This is a genomic window from Dyadobacter frigoris (assembly GCF_005280585.1).
Classification (GTDB): Bacteria; Bacteroidota; Bacteroidia; order Cytophagales; family Spirosomataceae; genus Dyadobacter; species Dyadobacter frigoris.
This window is the reverse complement of the sequence record NZ_SZVO01000009.1, coordinates 348,864-367,165: the sequence shown is the minus strand read 5'-3', so window position 1 is coordinate 367,165 and position 18,302 is coordinate 348,864. Positions and strand designations below refer to the sequence as shown.

The 18,302-nt window shown below is 42.8% G+C and carries 15 protein-coding genes; 1 reads left to right on the top strand and 14 read right to left on the bottom strand.

Going from position 1 to position 18,302, the window contains the following annotated elements; translation table 11 throughout:
- Positions 1-28: 28 nt before the first annotated feature.
- The 12 genes from FDK13_RS20380 to FDK13_RS20325 all read right to left on the bottom strand — a co-directional run bounded on the left by FDK13_RS20380 (position 29) and on the right by FDK13_RS20325 (position 15,563).
- Positions 29-1,708, bottom strand: coding sequence for a RagB/SusD family nutrient uptake outer membrane protein (locus FDK13_RS20380; protein ID WP_137341845.1), 1,680 nt, complete (start codon positions 1,706-1,708; stop codon positions 29-31).
- Between the two features lie 13 nt (positions 1,709-1,721).
- Positions 1,722-5,216: a TonB-dependent receptor gene (locus tag FDK13_RS20375; RefSeq protein ID WP_170982862.1), complete on the bottom strand. Its 3,495-nt coding sequence runs from the start codon at positions 5,214-5,216 to the stop codon at positions 1,722-1,724.
- Between the two features lie 352 nt (positions 5,217-5,568).
- Complete coding sequence (locus FDK13_RS20370; RefSeq protein ID WP_137341843.1) at positions 5,569-6,828, bottom strand: FecR family protein; 1,260 nt, start codon at positions 6,826-6,828, stop codon at positions 5,569-5,571.
- Between the two features lie 74 nt (positions 6,829-6,902).
- The gene (locus FDK13_RS20365) at positions 6,903-7,532 is read right to left on the bottom strand and encodes an RNA polymerase sigma factor (protein ID WP_137341842.1); all 630 of its coding nucleotides are present in this window, start codon (positions 7,530-7,532) and stop codon (positions 6,903-6,905) included.
- A 195-nt stretch (positions 7,533-7,727) separates the two neighbouring features.
- Positions 7,728-8,000, bottom strand: coding sequence for a hypothetical protein (locus FDK13_RS20360; RefSeq protein WP_137341841.1), 273 nt, complete (start codon positions 7,998-8,000; stop codon positions 7,728-7,730).
- An 81-nt stretch (positions 8,001-8,081) separates the two neighbouring features.
- Entirely contained in the window at positions 8,082-8,324 is a 243-nt protein-coding gene (locus FDK13_RS20355; RefSeq protein WP_137341840.1) for a hypothetical protein, read from the bottom strand.
- A gap of 493 nt (positions 8,325-8,817) precedes the next feature.
- On the bottom strand, positions 8,818-10,062 hold the full coding sequence (locus tag FDK13_RS20350) for a cystathionine gamma-synthase family protein (protein WP_137341839.1): 1,245 nt from the start codon (positions 10,060-10,062) through the stop codon (positions 8,818-8,820).
- 290 nt (positions 10,063-10,352) lie between these two features.
- Entirely contained in the window at positions 10,353-12,764 is a 2,412-nt protein-coding gene (locus FDK13_RS20345) for a GAF domain-containing protein (protein WP_137341838.1), read from the bottom strand.
- 11 nt (positions 12,765-12,775) lie between these two features.
- Positions 12,776-13,138: a LytR/AlgR family response regulator transcription factor gene (locus FDK13_RS20340; protein WP_137341837.1), complete on the bottom strand. Its 363-nt coding sequence runs from the start codon at positions 13,136-13,138 to the stop codon at positions 12,776-12,778.
- A complete protein-coding gene (locus FDK13_RS20335; RefSeq protein ID WP_220417398.1) occupies positions 13,113-14,162 on the bottom strand; it encodes a sensor histidine kinase in 1,050 nt (349 codons plus the stop codon). The genes FDK13_RS20340 and FDK13_RS20335 overlap by 26 nt, the downstream gene beginning before the upstream one ends.
- 183 nt (positions 14,163-14,345) lie before the next feature.
- Positions 14,346-15,032 (bottom strand): DUF4397 domain-containing protein, encoded by a 687-nt coding sequence (locus FDK13_RS20330; protein WP_137341836.1) that lies wholly within the window; start codon positions 15,030-15,032, stop codon positions 14,346-14,348.
- 84 nt (positions 15,033-15,116) lie between these two features.
- Positions 15,117-15,563, bottom strand: coding sequence for a DUF2141 domain-containing protein (locus FDK13_RS20325; protein ID WP_170982861.1), 447 nt, complete (start codon positions 15,561-15,563; stop codon positions 15,117-15,119).
- A gap of 392 nt (positions 15,564-15,955) precedes the next feature.
- Between FDK13_RS20325 and FDK13_RS20320 the strand changes: the two genes are divergently transcribed.
- Positions 15,956-16,351, top strand: a complete 396-nt coding sequence (locus tag FDK13_RS20320) for an ester cyclase (protein WP_137341834.1) — start codon at positions 15,956-15,958, stop codon at positions 16,349-16,351.
- Between the two features lie 49 nt (positions 16,352-16,400).
- Here the strand turns inward: FDK13_RS20320 and FDK13_RS20315 are convergent, their stop codons facing one another.
- Entirely contained in the window at positions 16,401-17,168 is a 768-nt protein-coding gene (locus tag FDK13_RS20315) for a LytR/AlgR family response regulator transcription factor (protein WP_137341833.1), read from the bottom strand.
- Entirely contained in the window at positions 17,143-18,189 is a 1,047-nt protein-coding gene (locus FDK13_RS20310; RefSeq protein WP_137341832.1) for a sensor histidine kinase, read from the bottom strand. The genes FDK13_RS20315 and FDK13_RS20310 overlap by 26 nt, the downstream gene beginning before the upstream one ends.
- Positions 18,190-18,302 lie beyond the last annotated feature (113 nt).

Here is an 18,302-nt window from a genome sequence, read left to right as displayed (position 1 = left end):
TAATGCTTTTTTGATACAAAAACAGGATTTATTTTTTGTAATAATCAACTGCCGGCTTTTGAAGATTAGGCGCCTGGCTCAGCTCCGCCGAAGGAATCGGCAGAAGAAAATTACCGCTGTTGGCATTAATCGTCCGCTCGTTGGTCGCCCAGGATGTTTTGGTAAATGTCCACGAAGTCGGATTAGGAAACTGGTCCGGTACGGTAAAGAAAAGTCCGCGGTCCTGTGCGTTCAAAATGGCATACGCTTTGGCCGGATTGTAATAATGCAGACTAACCAGATCATACCAGGACATCCCTTCCATGGCAAACTCCAGAGTTCTTTCCTTGAAAATCGCGTCCATAGTCAAAGGTCCTTCGAAAGCCGCAAGACCCGCGCGCATATGGATTTTGTTAAAATGGGCAAGTGCGACCGCATCAGTTGTCGAAGCATTGTTACCCAAAACCGCCTCAGCATAAATCAGATACATTTCCGCAAGACGCATCATGTAGGTATCGTTTCCATAGTTTTGAGATGCGGAGAGTCCGCCAACATCCTTCGCCTTCCCGGTAATGTATTTTTTGATCGAAAGAAAATTGTTGTCAGTGCCTGTGAAAGGAAATATCAGTTTCTGCTCGCCACCCGTTATGGACTGTGTGATTTCAGGATACGATGCGCCAGGAAGCATAAATGTTGCTTTCAATCTTTGGTCAAGCGTTCTTCCCTGCATTCCGGTAGCGGTGGCTTTAATACCATCATATTGACTGATCATCCACCAGGTTGCACTTTTATCACCACCCCAACCGTCTCCGTTGGCTATGTCAGAGCTGTAAGCCAGGTAAGCCGGCGATGTATTCTGGGTGCCGTAAGCGCCAGGAGAATACACCCACTGCAATGAAAACAGCGATTCAGTATTATTATCGTACGGGAAAAGAAAAAGGTCAGAGTAATTTTTCACCAAAGAAGCACCGCTCCTGGTAATGACTCTTTCGGCATAGTACCTGGCGCTGTCAAGAAACATCTGATTTCTTTGTCCGGATCCGTTTGATTCCACGCCAGAGCGGCTCAGATAAAATCTTGCAAGCATCCCTTCTGCCGACCATTTCGTAACCCGTCCTGTGCGGATCGGTGTTTCAGGAAGATCGTTCGCAGCCAAACGCATCTCGCTGGTTATAAATTTCCAGACACTTTCCGGCGTATTTCTGCTTACGGTGGTATCCGACAAAAGTTTCAGATTGTCTTCGATGACTGGTACCGCGCCCCAGTTCATCACCAAAAAACGGTAGGCCAGCGCCCGGATGAACCGCGCTTCGGCGATGGCCATTTTTTTAACGGTCGGCGAAACGGCAGTTCCGGCAAACTGATTGATATTGTTAATGGCAAGATTGGACTGCCCTACCACAATGAAAAAAGATCGCCAGGCTGAACCATTTTCAGGTGTGTTCCCTGTGGTATTAAAAAGCACATTTCCCCGGTCATTGTAGGCAGAAAATGCAGTTCCGGCCCGAAAATCGCCCAAATTATAGGAGGCTTTGTCATTGTAGTCAAACCAGACTTTGCTGTACAAAAGCGCCGTGGCGGCCAGTACCTGGTCATCGGTTTGATAGAAGCTCGCATCGACAATCGAATCCTGAGGCGGTCTTTCCAGAAAATCTTCTGAGCAGGCCGACAAAATCAAAACCGGGATTAAAACGGCAATCCAATAGTATATATGTTTAATAGCTTTCATGTTTTTTTTAAAATTAGAAGTCTAAACCCAAACTAAAAGTATAAACCGGAGTCAGCGGATAGCGGCCGTAATCAAGACCAATAGCCTGGTTACCAGGACTCGCATCCCGGGACACATAGGCCCCGACCTCCGGATCAAAGCCGGTATATTTGGTGAATGTCAAAACATTTTGCGCACCAAAACTTACCCTGGCTCCTCTTACGATTTTTTGTTTTGACAAAAACGACGCTGGCACATTGTAGGTCAGCGATACGTTTTTCAGCCGAATGAAAGAGCCGTCTTCCACCCATTTATCGGTATGGCGTGTAAAATTGCCATTCGGACCGTTGGAAATCCTGGCTACATCGGTTCCCGGATTTGCCAGCACTACTTCGCCGGATTCATTGGTGACCGGCTTTGCATAATCCATGGCATGAACCAGCAGGTTACGGCTTAAATTGATGTTGCTCGCATTGGTATTAAGCTTGCCCAGATAATTGTAGATATCATTCCCATACGTACTCGTAAACAAAAGACTCAGGTCAAAACCTTTGTAAGAGAAGGTATTGGTCAGACCGGCAAACATTTTTGGCCAGGGATTACCGATTGCGGTCTGGTCATTTTCATCTATTTTCCCATCGCCATTCAAATCTTTAAACTTGACATCACCGACCCAGATATTATCCACATTTGTCGGCAAACGGTTTCCGTTGTTGTCCACAGGTACAGCACTGGCATCAATCTCTGCAACCGACTGGAATAATCCTTCTTCCTTGTAACCTCTGAAAAGCCAGGGCGCTTTACCCACTTCCGAGCGCTGGGTCCAATCCTGCATCCACCAGGAAGTGCGGTCTACGAAGGCGCTTTCAGAATAGAACGATTTGATTTTTGTTTTAAAACTGGAAACATTAAAACTGGTTTCCCATTTAAAACCGCCTTTGTTGATATTGGTGGTATTGATCGTAAAGCCAAAACCTTTGTTTTGCAGCGCGCCGATATTGACCGTCGGCGAGGCTACCGCGCCGGTTCCGTTTGTTCCCATATACCAGGGAAGCGGTTTTTCCATCAAAAGGTTGTCTGTATTTTTGATGTAATAGTCCAGCTCAAACTGGATCCGGTTATCAAGCAGCCCCACATTTATACCAAAATTATTGGTTTTGGTTTCTTCCCATTTAAGACCTGGATTGCTGTATTTTGTTGGCAGAAACCCGGTTGACGTCGGTGTTGCTCCTGTTCCCATGGGAGAATAGATTCCGCCGCTTCCTCCCTGATTTCCTGTAATTCCCGTTTCAAATCTTAATTTAAGCTCACTGATGGCCGGTACGTGGAAAAATGCTTCCTGGGAAACTCTCCATGCGGCTGAAACAGAAGGAAAAAAGCCCCACTTGTTATCCTTACCAAAATTGGCAGAACCATCGCGTCGCACGGTTCCCATCACGATATACTTATCCGCGTAGTTGTAATTAAGCCTTCCCAGATACGATTCCATCGCCCAGTTGCCAGAGCCGCCCGAGTTGCTCGATGTAAGCGCGTCGCCCGCAGCCAAATCATGGATGTCGTTGGTGAGAAATCCGGTCCTTGTGGCGCCCACATTTTTCCAGGCAGATTCCTGCGCTTCATGGCTTACCATCACATTGATATTATGTTTGCCAAAGGATTTTACATACTCCAAAAGCTGGTTCCAGTTCCAATAGGTATTAACGCCTGTTCCGTTGGTAAGAGATGCGGCAACATTCTTGGCCCAACCGATCGAGTACGTCGGGATGTAATAGGTTGAATTTGAATAGCCCACATTGGTATTAAAAGAAGATCTGAAATTCAGTCCTTTTGCAATTTCGATACCCAGGTTTAATCCGCCCAAAAACTGTCTTCTGAGTAGTTTATTGGTGGTCAGATTTGCGATTGCAATCGGGTTGACCGGTGCAAACTGGTTGGCTCCGTTATTCAGATCACCACCGCCCCAGGATCCGTCCAGATTTTTGACCGGCACCTGCGGTGTTAACTGTAAAGCACTGGCAATGACATTTTCCTGGCTGGTTGTCAGATTATCGTTGGTCTGGTTAAAGCTTAAATTCGCTCCGAGAGACGCCCATTTTCTTGGTTTATTATCCAGATTAAGACGGAAGCCGTACCGGTTAAATCCTGAGCCCAGCGCTACGCCATCCTGTTTGAGATATTCTCCTGACAGATAATACGTTGTTTTATCGTTACCTCCGCTCAGACTCAGCTGATGTTTGTTCATCGGAGCACTTTTAAAAAGCTCTTTTTGCCAGTCCGTACCATTTCCAAGCAAGGAAGGGTCCAGAAATTCTGCTGGCGTATTTCCTCCAGCAAGCTGATGATATTCGCCTACCATTTGCGCATACTGCTGCAAATTCATAACCGTAAGCGGCTCGGGAGCGGTTTGCAAACTATACTGATAGCCGTAGGAAATTTTAGTATCACCCGATTTTCCTCGTTTGGTCGTTACAATCAATACCCCGTTGGTAGCCCTCGAACCATAAATAGCGGTTGCGGAAGGTCCTTGCAGTACTTCAATCGATTCAATGTCGGCAGGATTTAGTCCTGCCAGCGGATTTGAAGAACTTTGCGATCCGTAAGAAACCGACTGGCCGGGAATTTGGACACCATCAACCACATAAAGCGGCTCATTGCTTCCGCTGATCGAATTGACACCACGGATATTGACAGAAATACCACCGCCTGGCTGCCCGGAATTCTGTGTGACATATACCCCCGCGGCTCTTCCCTGAATAGCCTGTTCAATGGTTGTATTCACTGTTCTTCCAATATCTTTTGCCGAAACCGAAGTTTGCGCCGTGGTAAGATCCGCCCTTTTCATCTGGCCATAACCTACCACAACCACTTCTTCCAAAGCTTTTGTATCAACCAAAAGCGTTACCTCTAATACGCTTTTATTTCCAACAGGCACTTCTTTTGGTAAATATCCTACAAAGGAAAATATCAAAACCGAGCTTGTGCCTGGAACAGAAAGAGAAAATCTGCCATCGGCAGAAGTCGTCGTTCCTTGTGGCAATCCTTTAATTACAATACTAACACCCGGAAGCGGCTCGCCTTTCTCGTCGGTCACTTTTCCGGAAACATCGGCCGCAGTCAAAAGATATGCTGACACTTTACCCGGTAAAAGACTCGTAGGACCAATGTCACTTTTTGCCAGCGCAGCGGCCGGCAAACTGCTTTGCGGATTCACAGGAGCATTATTTTCCGCGGTTGGTTTTCTCTTTTTTACAACAATGGTTTTGTCGATAATAGAGTAGCTCAGCGGCTGGTTTTCAAATACCCGGTCCAGTACCGTTTTTAATTCTTCTCCATTGACCCTAATATTTACAGGCAATGTATTTTTCAACAATCTGTTGTTATACAGGAAATTATATCCTGTTTGCTTTCTTATTTCGTTAAATACTTTTTCCAGACCGCTATTATTTTCGTTCAGTCTAACGGTTTGTGAGTATACGCCTGCGCTGACCTGCATAAAAGCTACCAGAAAAAGCAAAGCGGTGAGCTTCATAATTCTTACTATTTTGAGTTTTGAGCCACCAGGAAACAATCTCTTTTTTGAACAGACGCGACCTGGAATTATGCGGGCAAAGCCGCATTGATAAAGTAAAGCATATTTCATACTTTTACATTGTTGAGGTTAAGGATACATGTTTCGTGTTTCGCAATAAATACCGGGCTGGATTTTAACCTGAATCCTTCCGCCGTACTTTTTTCCTGCCAGGGAATCAAGTTTGGCTGATTCCACTTCGGACTCCACTCCGAAGTGTTTTTTTTGGTCATCCGGCAAACTTCCGTCAGCTGTCGTCCATTTTTTATGTTAGGTTAAAAGGTTTGCATTATAATCTGTTATGGTCAGTGATTTATTCCAAAGCACTCACCTCCACTTTTTTGTTTTTGACATTGAATTTCACGCCCCCACCTTCTTCAAGAATATGCAGCACACTGGAAATAGCCACTTTTTTGGAAACGTAACCTGTAAACTGATCCTGTGGAAGCGGCCCGCTGTAAACAACTTCCAGATCGTACCACCTCGAAAGCTGGCGCATGACCTCCTGGATATTAGTATCCTTAAATTTGAAATAACCCTTTTGCCAGGCCACGGCACTTTCTGTATCTACTTTTTCGACTGATATGTCTGCTTGTTTGGGTTTTACAATCGCCTGTTCACCAGGTTTTAATTTCACTGTTTCCAAAGAAACTTTTCCGTTTGTAACCGTTGAAACTTTTACACTTCCTTCCAGAAGTGTTGTTTTAACAACAGATTCGTCACGGTAGGAATTTACATTAAAATGGGTACCGATTACTTCGATGATCTGATTATTGGAAATCACCCGGAAAGGAACGCGCTTTTTATTCAGACTGACCTTGGCCACTTCAAAATAAACTTCCCCGGTAATTTCAACTTTTCTTTCATCATTACCGAAAACAGCGGGAAAGCGGATAGAAGACAACGAATTCAGCCAGACCTTTGTGCCGTCTGAAAGGCTGATCTGGTACTGACCCGCTTTGGGTGTGGTGATCTGATTGTAGATTCCGGAGTTATTTTGGACTACTTCTGCATCTTTTATCTGCTTGCCGTAAACCAGCTGCCCGTCTGTCACCTTATTAATTTGGATTCCGGACTGACTTGCGATCTGCCCGTCGCCAGCTTCATTTAAATTGATAACCGATCCATCTGCCAGCATCAGCATGGCTTTATTTCCGCCCGGAGCAGCGTCGGTTGAAAGCGTCTGATTTGCCCCGTCAACTGTTGACGCCGATTTATGCGAGAACATATAATAACTTCCGATACCAATAAGCACAAGCACCGCAGCGGCGGCAAATCTGCGGAAATTCCACCAAAGACTAACGACCCTGGTTTGCTGATCATTTTCAGAACTGAAAACTTCTTCCTGTTCAATTTGATCGATACGGCCTTCAATTTTTGTGATCAGATCAAAATGACCATCAGAGCTGATCGGTTCTGCATTGTTCTTTAAAAGAAGCTCATAGTGGTCCATTACTTTCCGAGCGTCCGTCGGAGAAATTGAATTGAACCATCGCAGAAAAGCCTGGTGCTCTTCTTGGGTATGGCAGCCTTGCGCATACTTTTCCAGAAAGGTGTAGTAATTTTCTTCCATATAGTGAGAAGACGGATTGGCTTGCCGAAAGAACCCCTCACTATTGAAATTATTTTTACTTTTTTTTGAACTTATTAAATACCAGACAGGAAATACATGAAAATTACCATATCAGTTGTCATTTCACCATGTTTACGAAGATATTCTTTTACGAAGCTGGTGGCTGCATAAAGCTGTTTTTTTACGACAGATTTAGAAATCGAAAGCTGTGCGGCAATCTCGTCCAGCGATAATTCTTCCTTTGTTTTAAGCTCAAAAATTTGTTTTCTTTTTTCAGGAAGCTGACTTATAGCATCTTGTGCAAGCTGGAAATATTGTCCGTAAATAAGTTCTGAATCTGTCTGATCTTCACTTTCCTCCGAAAAAGGCCCAATCAGATTCCGATACCGGGTTTCGGTCTGCTCCTTCCGCAAATGATCCATCAAAAGGTTTTTGGCGGTCTTAAAAATGTAAGGCTGAAATGATTGTACATATAAAAGACCTTCCTTCTTTTCCCAAATTTTGACAAAAACGTCCTGAACGATTTCTTCACTAAGATCTTTTGATCTTGTAAAAAGAAAAATATATCTGATCAAAGAAGAAAGATGGCAGGTGTATAAACTTGCAAAAGCCTCCCTGTCGCCACCTGCGCAGCGCTCCAAAAGCCCTCTCTCTTCTGTCAGTTCGGTCATGGGTTGATTAGCCGTCAAAATATTTTCATGCATGGAAATATAAAATCATTAAGCTGGCGATCAGGATTCAATCTCGCTGTCTTCAAATAAAAATAAAAAACCAAATATTATATTTATTCTGCAATTAGTTCTATTCAAATTAAAATATTCTTGTTAGAACTGAAAGAAAACAGAAGTAATTATCTCCTCAGCAGATACTGGCTTGTATCTTAAAAGGATAAAAAAGTATTATGAAATATTCCTCATTGGTGTGAATAAAAGTATAGTTATACCGCCAGCTGTATCCATAATCAGCTTACCGTTTTTTGTATAAACCGACGATTTCCCAACCGGCTCAATCTCTGCAAGCCAGCGCTTTTTGTTAAGACTTTTCACGAAATCATTTGAGAAAAGCAGCGTTTCGACCGGTGCTGCCTTCTGCTGGGCGTAACCTTTAAAGCACATAAAAACAATAATGACCAGCATTGTTGTTCCCAGGTTCAGTTTTTGAAATAAATTCATATGTTAATCAACAGGCCAAAAGGGCGATTCTGTTCTGTTTGCAGAAAGATAATCATTAATTTTTTTAAGGATGGCAGGGTTTTACTTTGCCACATCATTGGTTTCACTGATATCTTTTTCCAGATCATATAACTCTGTTTTCCCATTGGCTTTGATCGCTTTCCATTTCCCATATCTGACGGCCTGCTCAAAACCTTTTTCAAAAAATTCCCAGTATAAAAAGCGCGGACTAGCTGATTTACGGCCTTTAATAAAAGAAAAAACGCTCACTCCGTCGGTAGTATATTTCACTTTTGAGTGAGCAATCTCGCCGAAAGTTGGCATGATAGGTATATCCCCGGGTTTTGATAATTCGTCATTTGTGTCGAGCCCAATGGGGCTCTTTTTCGTCGGTCAGCATATTGATAAATGACTGAGGAAAAATATCTCATTAACTGCTCAGCGGCTTTCTGCTTTCTCTCCGTTATGTCCAATGACCTTATATGCCTTAGCGCTCAGTATTTTTGCAATCTCAAGGCCAATTCCGCCCCCACGGGTAATGGGCACTGTTTTTTTTGAAATATTCATTTATTCGTAGTTTATGATTCATGACTCTTTTCTAAAATGCAGTGCCATAGATTAAAAACCTGAATACCCGTAACTTAAAATAATAAGAGTAAAAATAAATAATGCTATTTCGAATTTTCAGCATTGCGGTTACCAAATAAAATTTTCTGCGTGATAACTTTACCACCGTAGCGCTGTCTTTGCCAGCTAAATTCCTGGCACCTCAATGCAAATTTTAGCCCGCAATGCTGAAAATTCTTTGCTTATTTTATCAGAGCTTTAATTGCATTGCTTGCTGCAGATCATCGAGCAGGTCCTGACAATCCTCAATTCCAACCGACAGTCTGATTAAAGATTCATCAATTCCCATTTCTGCCCTGCGCTCAACGCCAAGTTCATAAAAAATCGTTTGGGCAACCGGAATAGCCAATGTCCTGTTGTCACCCAGATTACTGGATTTTATAATCAGGTTTAATCTATCCAGGAAGCCAAGAATATCAATTTTGTCATCCAAAACAAAACTCATCAGACCTCCATAGCCTTTAAAAAGGGCAGACGCTAACTTATGCTGGGCATGATCAGTCAAACCAGGATAGTTGACTTTTTTGACACCTGGTAGTTTTTGCAAGAATTCAGCAACGTGCATTGCATTGTCGCAAATTCGATCGAGTCTTAACGCAATGGTCTCCGAACCAACCGAAATGCTGTGCGCAGCTTCGGGTGATAGCGTTCCGCCTCCGTCTCGCAATCCCTTCTTTCTTATCTGCGTAATTCCAAGTAGTTCCGGTTTGATCTGCTGACGCATAACTTCGGTAATGTTTGAATATTCAGACCAGCAGAAAAGTCCGGTGTCAGTAACACTTCCGCCCAGTGCATCTCCATGCCCGCCGATATACTTGGTTAAAGAGTTAATTACCAGACCAGCTCCTACAATCGCAGGCCTGAAAAGATAAGGCGAGCTCATCGTATTATCAACGATGTACAAAACAGATTTCTCCCGGCAGAACGTGCCGATTCTTTCAAGGTCCGCGATCTGGGTTCCCGGATTTGCAATAGTCTCAACAAAAACAATTCTGGTATTTTCCTTATAGGCTGTTGTAACATTGCCAATAGCTGTGGCATCAACATAGGAAATTTCAATCCCCATATCGCTGAATGTATGCAGAATATTGCGTGTATTGCCAAACAGGTACTTACTGGCGATGATGTGATCGCCCGCCTTGACCAGCGCCAGCATGACCGACGTAATTGCTGCCATACCTGTCGAAAAGGCAACTGTTGCAATTCCCTGCTCCATCTGGGTTATCTTATACTCCAGCGCGGTGACAGTTGGATTTCCCTGCCTTGAATAAGCATATCCCCTGGCTTTGTTTTGAAAGACGTCTAAAAGGCCGCTTACATTTTCATAACCCCAGGTTACCGAGGTGTGAATCGGCTGGTGTAAAGCTCCAAACTCTGGGTTTAGATTTCTGTCTGAATGCAGTATTGCTGAAGTGAACCCCCTTTTTTTGCTCATGTTTTATGTTTGGAAATGGAATTAATTTATTTGAAACGCCGACCTGTTTATTAATGCTGATGCTTCAAATAAAGTACTACTAACCTGTTGAGTGAAATAGAATAAAGAAGAAAAAACGCACATATTTTATATTAACGTACTGAAATTCAGTATATTAACTAACAATATACACCAAAATTAGTAAAAATTTACCGTAAAATTCTGTTAACAATCGAATCACAAAATGTTGATTCCAGCGTAAAGAAAGCTGGAAGAAAGCCCAAAATATCTGTAACAGCGGATTTAAACTTTTAGAGAGCATCTAAATTCACGCCAACCCGTAAGGCCTTAAGTCCTGAAACGCCCTGAAGTTCTTCCAGCTCCAAAAATTCCAAATCATCTGACAGCACATTTTGCGCCTGCAAGAAGCGGATATAATCCAGGTAATCGCTGGCTGATTTATTTTGAAAATAAACCAGGGCAATTTTTCCGGGTTGCGTCAAACGCTCACCGGTTTCTTTTATGTGAACCTTATCAATTCTTTTTTTGATAACCTGGTAGCGGATATTATAAGCACCTTCAACATCAAAACGTCTTTCATCATCACGAAAGCTGATGTCAATCGTGCCTGAATTGACGAAAATAAGCTGCGTGGTTTGAAGCGGTATTTTCATTGTGGGCAGTAAAGCGTGAGTCAATTTTGAAATAGAAGCCATCGAGCTGAGCTGCCATAGCTTTACATTTTTAAGGTAAATCGGGCTGAATTTTTTATCAGGATCAATGGATTGGCCGATGTAGATGTCATACTCTACACCATCGGTTCTGAATTTTTCAAAATAGGCCGGATACAACGGCTGAACCTGGGTTTTGAAGTGGTCCAAAGCATTATTGACTGTGGAATTGATCATTTGCATTGATTTTTCCAGTTCTCTGCGGTTAGCATAAGCGGCGCCCGTTGCCGGGTGAATACTATTAAAATAATCCTGAATAAATAACAATATCTGCCCGCGATCCAGAATCACTTTTTTTGGCATAGAAATTGAAAGGCCGTATTTTTCGGCAGTATTATCGTCCAAAAAGTGGCGCAGAAATGGGTGAACTTCTGATTCAAGAAACTCGATAACCTTCATTTCATCCAGATTATTTGATTCTTCCAAAATCTCCGTCAAAGCCTTATCACATTTGTACAGCATTTCATCGCCCAGTAATAAGCCCAGCTGCTGCGACAATTCTTTTAACACTTTGATGATCAAATCAAACTGTAATTTCAGATCCTGACGCAGGGCTGCATTTCTGACCAATGTGGAATTCCGTATGTCAACTGCGCCATACAAAGGATACACATTCTCAAAAACGATCTTTTCCACCCCCGCAAACTCGTTTAGGCCGCTGTCTCTGAGAAAGTGCCAGGCAGCCTGCTGAAATTTCCACTGAACTGCGTTCTGTATCGATGTGAATTTCTCTTTGATAACCGTTTCTATATTGCTATTAAAACCATCGATAGCATTTTGAAATATTCTGGAAATCAGCGATTTGGCCAGACTTATTTTTGACATAGTCTGTCCGTCCAGCGCGAGCTTTTCAGTAGAATATATTTCAAACAGTCCCACCATATGCGGGCCATTATAAACCGGTTGAATGGCATAATACTGAATACCAGCACTTTTGAGCGCCGATACAAAGCGGTTGAGCCGGTCATCTGCCCCCTCGCTGGCGATAAACATTTTTTGGGGGTTCAGGGTAAAATACTCGGCAAACAGAACGTAAATGTCAGCCAGATAATCCTGGGGTAAATCGACCGATACCAGTTTGCTGTGGAAAATAGTCTTCCGATCTACCACCAGCTTGTTATTTACCCGAAGCTGCGGGATAAGCCCGAAATCGATTTCGGGATTTGAGCCAAGTATTCGCAAAGAATCGGTAATATGCCTGTAAAAGGTGTCATGATCAAATTTATACATTTCAAGTACGATCGTCTTGATCTGTTCCAATGCATATTCCGGCGTTACATCAGTCAGCGTGATGATCGAAATACCTTCAAAACGGAACATATCCACGGGAAGAAGCGTAAGAAGCTGTCTGACATCTCCATTCCCGGTTAATAATTCCTGGATTGCATTCTTATCGATTTCAGGAAGTGGGCCTAATGGATAAACCTCGGTAAAACGATGATCAATATTGATACGAAAATATTGCGGCATTCCCGTCTTCTGATCCTTGATGCTGATGACCATAGGCTTGAAGTCCGGCGCAGTAATACCGTACAGCCGCCGCAGTACAAGCGAGTACATCGGCAGCACTTTGTCTTGTTCTGATATCGTAACAGACTCGTCGGTAATCACTTCACTTCTAAGCTCGCCCGTCTGCGTATTCATCACCATCTCGTAAAAGCTGTCCGTCCCGTAAAACATAACCGGGCTCAAAGGCATTCCGATAGCCCATACGATATCTTCCTGCTGCTGTAAGCTCGGGGTTAAAAGCTGATAAACAATATTTAAAAGCTCCACAAACTCTGTGGAATGCTCAATTGTCTTAATCTCGGCAAAACCGGGTTGAGCAGTCAGAAGCGCCAAAGCACTTTCCAAATAGGTTCGCCTGAGCGAAGTCTCCATTCGGGCAGTCTCTTTTACATAATCGATGAATCTCTTAAAAGATACCGATGTAGACAAAAGATCGGTTTGTGGCCCGGAAGCTCTGGTAAGATCTAGGACGATTGCTTTCATTTGTTGTCTGACTATTGGGTGGTAAGGCGGTCAACCAGGTTGTACTTATCTAATGCCTTTTGAAGCGTCTGCAAGGTAAATGGTTTAAGAATATAATCTATACCATCCGCTTTAAAAGCTTCCGGATCATAAGCGGTACAAAAGATAATGGGTACCGGTCTGGTTAAAACGTCAAATATCTCGAAGCATTGCCCGTCACCCAACTGGATATCGCTCAGGATCAGCTCCGGCAGCAAAGCGGATTTGAAATAAGCGATTCCATCACTGACACTATGGATCTGAGTAATTTCTACAGACAGCCCTAACAGCTTCCTGAGATTTTTCTCAAGATCATCTGCCAGAAGCCTTTCATCTTCTATGATCACTATATTCATCCGTCAATAATTTTATGCTTACCGAAAATTTATTTTCTTTTACTTCAATGATCACTTCGTCCCCTGAGTGCAGCCGGTAACGTTCAGAAAGATTAGCCAGCCCGCTATTGGCAGAATCTGTTTTGATCGTTTTTTTTTGCAGATTATTTGAAATTACGATCCTGTCTTCACATTGCTGCACCGAAACATAGAGCGGAGTCTGCTCGGTCAGCTCATTGTGTTTGATTGCATTTTCAAGTAAAGGCTGAAGCGAAAAAGACGGCAGATAAAAATTCTGCAAGCTATACTCAGACAAAACAATGGTGCATTGCAGCGCACTGCCAAACCGTATTTTCTGCATTTGCACATAATCTTCCAAAATCATCAGCTCCTGATCGAGCCTGGAAACTTTGGCTGCATGGTTGAAAATCGAAGCGCGCAAAAAGCTGGCCAAATGAACAAGATAACTATCGCCGGATTCCGGATCCTTATTATAAAGCGCCTTAAGCGTATTGAGCGCATTAAAAAGAAAATGCGGATGGATTTGCTGCTTTAACAGCAAATTGGCCGCTTCAGCGTGTGCAGCCTTTAATTCAGACAGTTCAAGATCCGCATGTGTTTTCTGAGTATGCAAAAGGATCGTATTATGTAGCATCAGAATTACTGAATTAATCACGACACTGCCTACGATAAATACAGCCATCAATATCCAATCATCATACATCCAGGGTTTAGTGGAAAACAAAGCAATCGATACCGGCCAGATAATCAAATACAATGCAGCACTTGCGATGTAGGTAGACCAGTAGCGGTGGCGTTTGAATTTGACCGAATTTATATCCATCTGCTTTGAGAAAGCTGCCAGGACATAAACGTGAAAAAAGCCGATCAGCGTAATGGTGACGGCAGTCAGGCCCGTATAGAGCAGAGCCTCTTTTATTCTTTTTTCATGCAGCAAAATCAGGCCGGCAATTCCACTCATTAAAAAAGCAACCATCCAGCTCAGACGGTTCAGACTTTTTATCGGTATCTTTATTTTCATCATTGAAACATTTTCTCAGAGTCCTGCCAATTCTCCTTTTTAGTATTTTTTGTCCGCGCTACCATTTTTTTCCATCACCCCGGCGTCTAATGCTTAACAGCAAATTCAAAAACGATGATTGGGTAGAAAAAGAAAGAAACCGCACTTACTTAAGTGCATGCGGCTTCTTTTTGGTATGGATCTTTTTTAATTATGGACGATCTGATGGACATTGATATCCGAGCCTTGTGAGCCGGTGAAATAAACGGTATAAATTTTACCGGCTTGCAGATCCGAAATCTGATAGTCGCCGATTTTGTTTTTGCGGACAAAGTCATAAACTTTAAAAGTAAATGTGCCCGGTGTTACATTCAGGTACTTGCTTTCAATGTCGCGGGTCAGCGTACCGATCAGGTTATCCTCCGATGCATTTTTAATCGTCAAAAGCGATGGCGCCTCATTACTAAAATGAATAAATTTGATCCGCGCCATACCGCTGGCCGGTGCAGACAGATCGTCTTCATATTGCTTAACCCGCTCATCACTGCCTTCTCCGGCCAGGTAAATCGTGTAACTGTCTCCATCCAATAAATACGCCCAGCCCCTAGCCGTAACTGAGGAAGACGACTCATTTTTAAATTCGGCCACGAGCGTTTTTCCCGAGTTGGTGCTAAGGTAATCCGAAGCGTCCGTAAATTTAAGGCCGCCATTTACCAAAGCCTTGTCCACCAGAAAAAAACGCTGAGCGGCAGAATTCGGTGAAGCGTTCACGATTTTGACCCTGGCCATTCCAGACGCGTCAACGTCATTTTCTTCACAAGACCAGACCAGTATTGCGAAAAGCAGCATCCCGGCGGCTAAGAGCGAACGACTAAAAATTGATTTGTTTTTCATAATCTAAGTTTTTGGGTTGATGAAATTTTTGAAATAATAAGAAGTGAGGCTGAGAATTTATGCAGTCAGCCGCGTATCGCAGGCTTACATATATTTCACTTTGATCCCGAGCTGATTATCCTGCTTTTTTATATTTAGTTTGAAGTCATCAAAGGCAGGTCTTTTGAGTTTTTCCATGAAAAAATTGGAAAACCCAAAACCTTCCCTGGGCATGCGGACTATATTTTTATCCAGCGTACCATTCCCGTTTTCATCATCCAAAAGTGTAATGCCGTAAGTCCCCGGATCCAGTGTGCACTTCAATTCCAAAATCCCCTTTTCAAGCCCTTTCTTCTCAAATTTGATTTGTTTGCAGGGCTGCTCCTTTTGATAGCTTTGCTCATCTTTGAACACATTCAGCACAATTTGTCCCTTCTCTGAACGGATGCCTGATACGTTTACCTGTGTATTTTGCGCCTGAACGTCCGCGCTGAGCAGCACATAACAAAGGCCCAGAAATAGATTGATAAAAAAAACAGTTCTCTTTTTCATACGATACAATTTTGGATGTCTATTAAAAATTTTACGAAACGAAGGTATGGGCTCATGTGTTTGCATTTTCCTGAAAACCGGCCCAAACGGGCATTTTCAAACCGGAAACGCTTATAGCTCATTTGAAATTTTTCGCCCTGGAAGTGCTTTAATAAAAAATAATGGCATCGGTAACTTGAAGAGATTGTACCAGGTTTACCAACTGAAAATTCATCTTAGCAGATCATCAGAAATTAAAGTCGTTTCAGTAAGGATACCATATGCCGTCTCGACACCTGTTTTGCCCGCTTCCCATTCATTTACCTTTTAAAATATGTGCATGGGTTTCACCTTTGGCACGATGTAACCTGCACGCAATAAGAAATGCGTAGAAAATTTAAAGCAAGAAAAAGATGGGACAAGAAAAACAATCTGATTTAAATAAAGCGCGTGTCGTAGACTTTGTAAACCAAATCTGGAACCAACGAAATTTTGAAAATCTGACAAACCTGGTTGCAGACAATTTCATTGACCACTCCCAGCCCCATACATGCGTAAAGAACCGGGAAGGAGTCAGGCTTTACCTTACTCATTTAGAAAAATACATCAATCATTACTCGGTTATCAAAAAAATCTCGTCAATCGATGATCTGGTGATCGCTAAGATTTTCATGCAAACAAGCCTTGTCGATCAAGCAGAAAATGCGCAAAAAATGGAGACTTTTGAAATTATACGCATGTTTAAATTCAAGAACGCACAAATAGCGGAGCACTGGGAAATCATTTTAAGTTTTCAGTCAAATGGCTGATTATAAACTATCTAATCAAGTTCACCCAGCTTGCTTTACCCTCTTAAAGTCATCCCGTTTTCGATAACCATTCAAGAAATACCGGCGCCTTTGCTTTGCTGACGATAACCTTGTCTTTTAGCGGCAGGGTTAAATTTAACAGCAGCTTTCGGGAGAAAAAACTCGACACATCAATGATCGCACTGCGCGAAATCAGAAACTGCCGGTTTGCCCTGAAAAAATATCCCCCCGAAATCCGTTCGAGCTCATCGAGTGGTTTGTTGGGATAATAGGTTTTGCCAGCGTGTGTGACAAGTTTGGTAACCTCTCCCTCCAAAAAAAACAGGGCAATATCTTCCATGCTGATGGGGATAATTTTATCCTGGTGGTAGACAATCACCGAAGCCGCCTTGGCAACTGGCCTGTCAGTCAGCATCTGCATCATCACATGGTACTGCTGGCTTTGATCGGTTAAAAACACCTGTTTTAACTGACTGTATTTATTTAAAGCCTGTTGAAGCATCTGCCGTGTAAAGGGTTTCAGAATATAATCAATGCCATTGACTTTGAAAGCATCCAACGCATATTCGTCATAAGCCGTGCAGAAAATAGTAGGCACCGGTTTGCTCAGCGCGGCCAGGATCTCAAAGCTTAGCCCGTCGCCCAGCTGAATATCACTGATGATAAGATCAGGTGGCAGAGAAGAATTAAAATGGGCAATTCCGCCGGCGACACTATGAATCTGGGTAATATTGGCAGAGGGTCCTATCAGCTTACTTATGTTTTTTTCAAGGTCATCGGCGACCAATCGTTCATCTTCTATGATCACTATATTCATCCGACAATAATTTTATACTCACCGAAAATTTATTTTCTTTTATCTCAATAATTACTTCATCCCCCGACCAAAGCCGGTAGCGCTCGGAAAGGTTGGCAAGCCCGCTGTTGGTAGAATCAATTCTTATGGATTTGCTTTGCAGATTATTAGAGATGACGATCCTGTCTCCCCGTTGTTCAATCCAAACATATAGTGGCGCCTGCTCGGTCAGCTCATTATGTTTGATTGCATTTTCCAGCAGAGGCTGAAGCGAAAAAGAGGGCAGGTAAAAATTTTGTAAACTTTGCTCAGACAAATTAATATTGCATTGCAGCGCAGTGCCAAATCTTATCTTCTGCATTTGCAGATAATCTTCCAATATCATCAGCTCCTGATCAAGCCTAGACACCTTGGCCGCATGATTAAAGACCGAAGCACGCAGAAAACTTGCCAGATGAACCAGGTAGGTATCACCCAAGTCCAGATCCTTGTTGTAGAGCGCCTTGACCGTATTGAGCGCATTAAACAGAAAATGCGGATGAATTTGCTGTTTCAAAAGCAGATTGGCCGCCTCTGCATGGGCTGCCTGCAATCTGGACAATTCAAGATCGGCGTGTACCTTGACCGTATAGAGAAGAACGGTATTGTGAAGCATCAGTACGAGCGCATTCACCATCACGCTTCCTAAAACGAAGGTACCCAGCAGCAGCCAGTCATGATAGACCCAGAACCCGTTTGTAAAAAAGAAAATAACAACCGGCCAGATCACCAGATAGATCAGGGCACTTACCGAAAAGGTAAAAAGATATCTGTAAAGCTTGAAAGGATAAGAATTCAGTTCAAATCTTTTCACCAAAACAATCAGCATATAAATGTTAAAATACGCTATCGATGCAATAGTAAGCGCAGTCATAGCCGTATACAGGATAATCTCCTCTCCTCTTTTATCATGTACCTGAATCAAAAAGACAATCCCGCTCATCAGCAGTGCGATCATCCAGCTCAAACGGATCAGACTTTTTGTTGGAATTGTTATTTTCATAACGATTAATTTAATCATTTTTCCCGGTTAGCATAAGAAATAGCTCTGAAACTAAATTTCCTATTGGCAACGGTTTAACAATGGATTCACGGCTACCGGTTAACAAGTAAAGA

What these genes read in the sequence shown, in the direction of transcription:
- FDK13_RS20380 (WP_137341845.1), bottom strand. Translation starts at nt 1,708, where the DNA reads ATGAAAGCTATTAAACATATATACTATTGGATTGCCGTTTTAATCCCG.
- FDK13_RS20375 (WP_170982862.1), bottom strand. Translation starts at nt 5,216, where the DNA reads ATGAAGCTCACCGCTTTGCTTTTTCTGGTAGCTTTTATGCAGGTCAGC.
- FDK13_RS20370 (WP_137341843.1), bottom strand. Translation starts at nt 6,828, where the DNA reads ATGGAAGAAAATTACTACACCTTTCTGGAAAAGTATGCGCAAGGCTGC.
- FDK13_RS20365 (WP_137341842.1), bottom strand. Translation starts at nt 7,532, where the DNA reads ATGCATGAAAATATTTTGACGGCTAATCAACCCATGACCGAACTGACA.
- FDK13_RS20360 (WP_137341841.1), bottom strand. Translation starts at nt 8,000, where the DNA reads ATGAATTTATTTCAAAAACTGAACCTGGGAACAACAATGCTGGTCATT.
- FDK13_RS20355 (WP_137341840.1), bottom strand. Translation starts at nt 8,324, where the DNA reads ATGCCAACTTTCGGCGAGATTGCTCACTCAAAAGTGAAATATACTACC.
- FDK13_RS20350 (WP_137341839.1), bottom strand. Translation starts at nt 10,062, where the DNA reads ATGAGCAAAAAAAGGGGGTTCACTTCAGCAATACTGCATTCAGACAGA.
- FDK13_RS20345 (WP_137341838.1), bottom strand. Translation starts at nt 12,764, where the DNA reads ATGAAAGCAATCGTCCTAGATCTTACCAGAGCTTCCGGGCCACAAACC.
- FDK13_RS20340 (WP_137341837.1), bottom strand. Translation starts at nt 13,138, where the DNA reads ATGAATATAGTGATCATAGAAGATGAAAGGCTTCTGGCAGATGATCTT.
- FDK13_RS20335 (WP_220417398.1), bottom strand. Translation starts at nt 14,162, where the DNA reads ATGATGAAAATAAAGATACCGATAAAAAGTCTGAACCGTCTGAGCTGG.
- FDK13_RS20330 (WP_137341836.1), bottom strand. Translation starts at nt 15,032, where the DNA reads ATGAAAAACAAATCAATTTTTAGTCGTTCGCTCTTAGCCGCCGGGATG.
- FDK13_RS20325 (WP_170982861.1), bottom strand. Translation starts at nt 15,563, where the DNA reads ATGAAAAAGAGAACTGTTTTTTTTATCAATCTATTTCTGGGCCTTTGT.
- FDK13_RS20320 (WP_137341834.1), top strand. Translation starts at nt 15,956, where the DNA reads ATGGGACAAGAAAAACAATCTGATTTAAATAAAGCGCGTGTCGTAGAC.
- FDK13_RS20315 (WP_137341833.1), bottom strand. Translation starts at nt 17,168, where the DNA reads ATGAATATAGTGATCATAGAAGATGAACGATTGGTCGCCGATGACCTT.
- FDK13_RS20310 (WP_137341832.1), bottom strand. Translation starts at nt 18,189, where the DNA reads ATGAAAATAACAATTCCAACAAAAAGTCTGATCCGTTTGAGCTGGATG.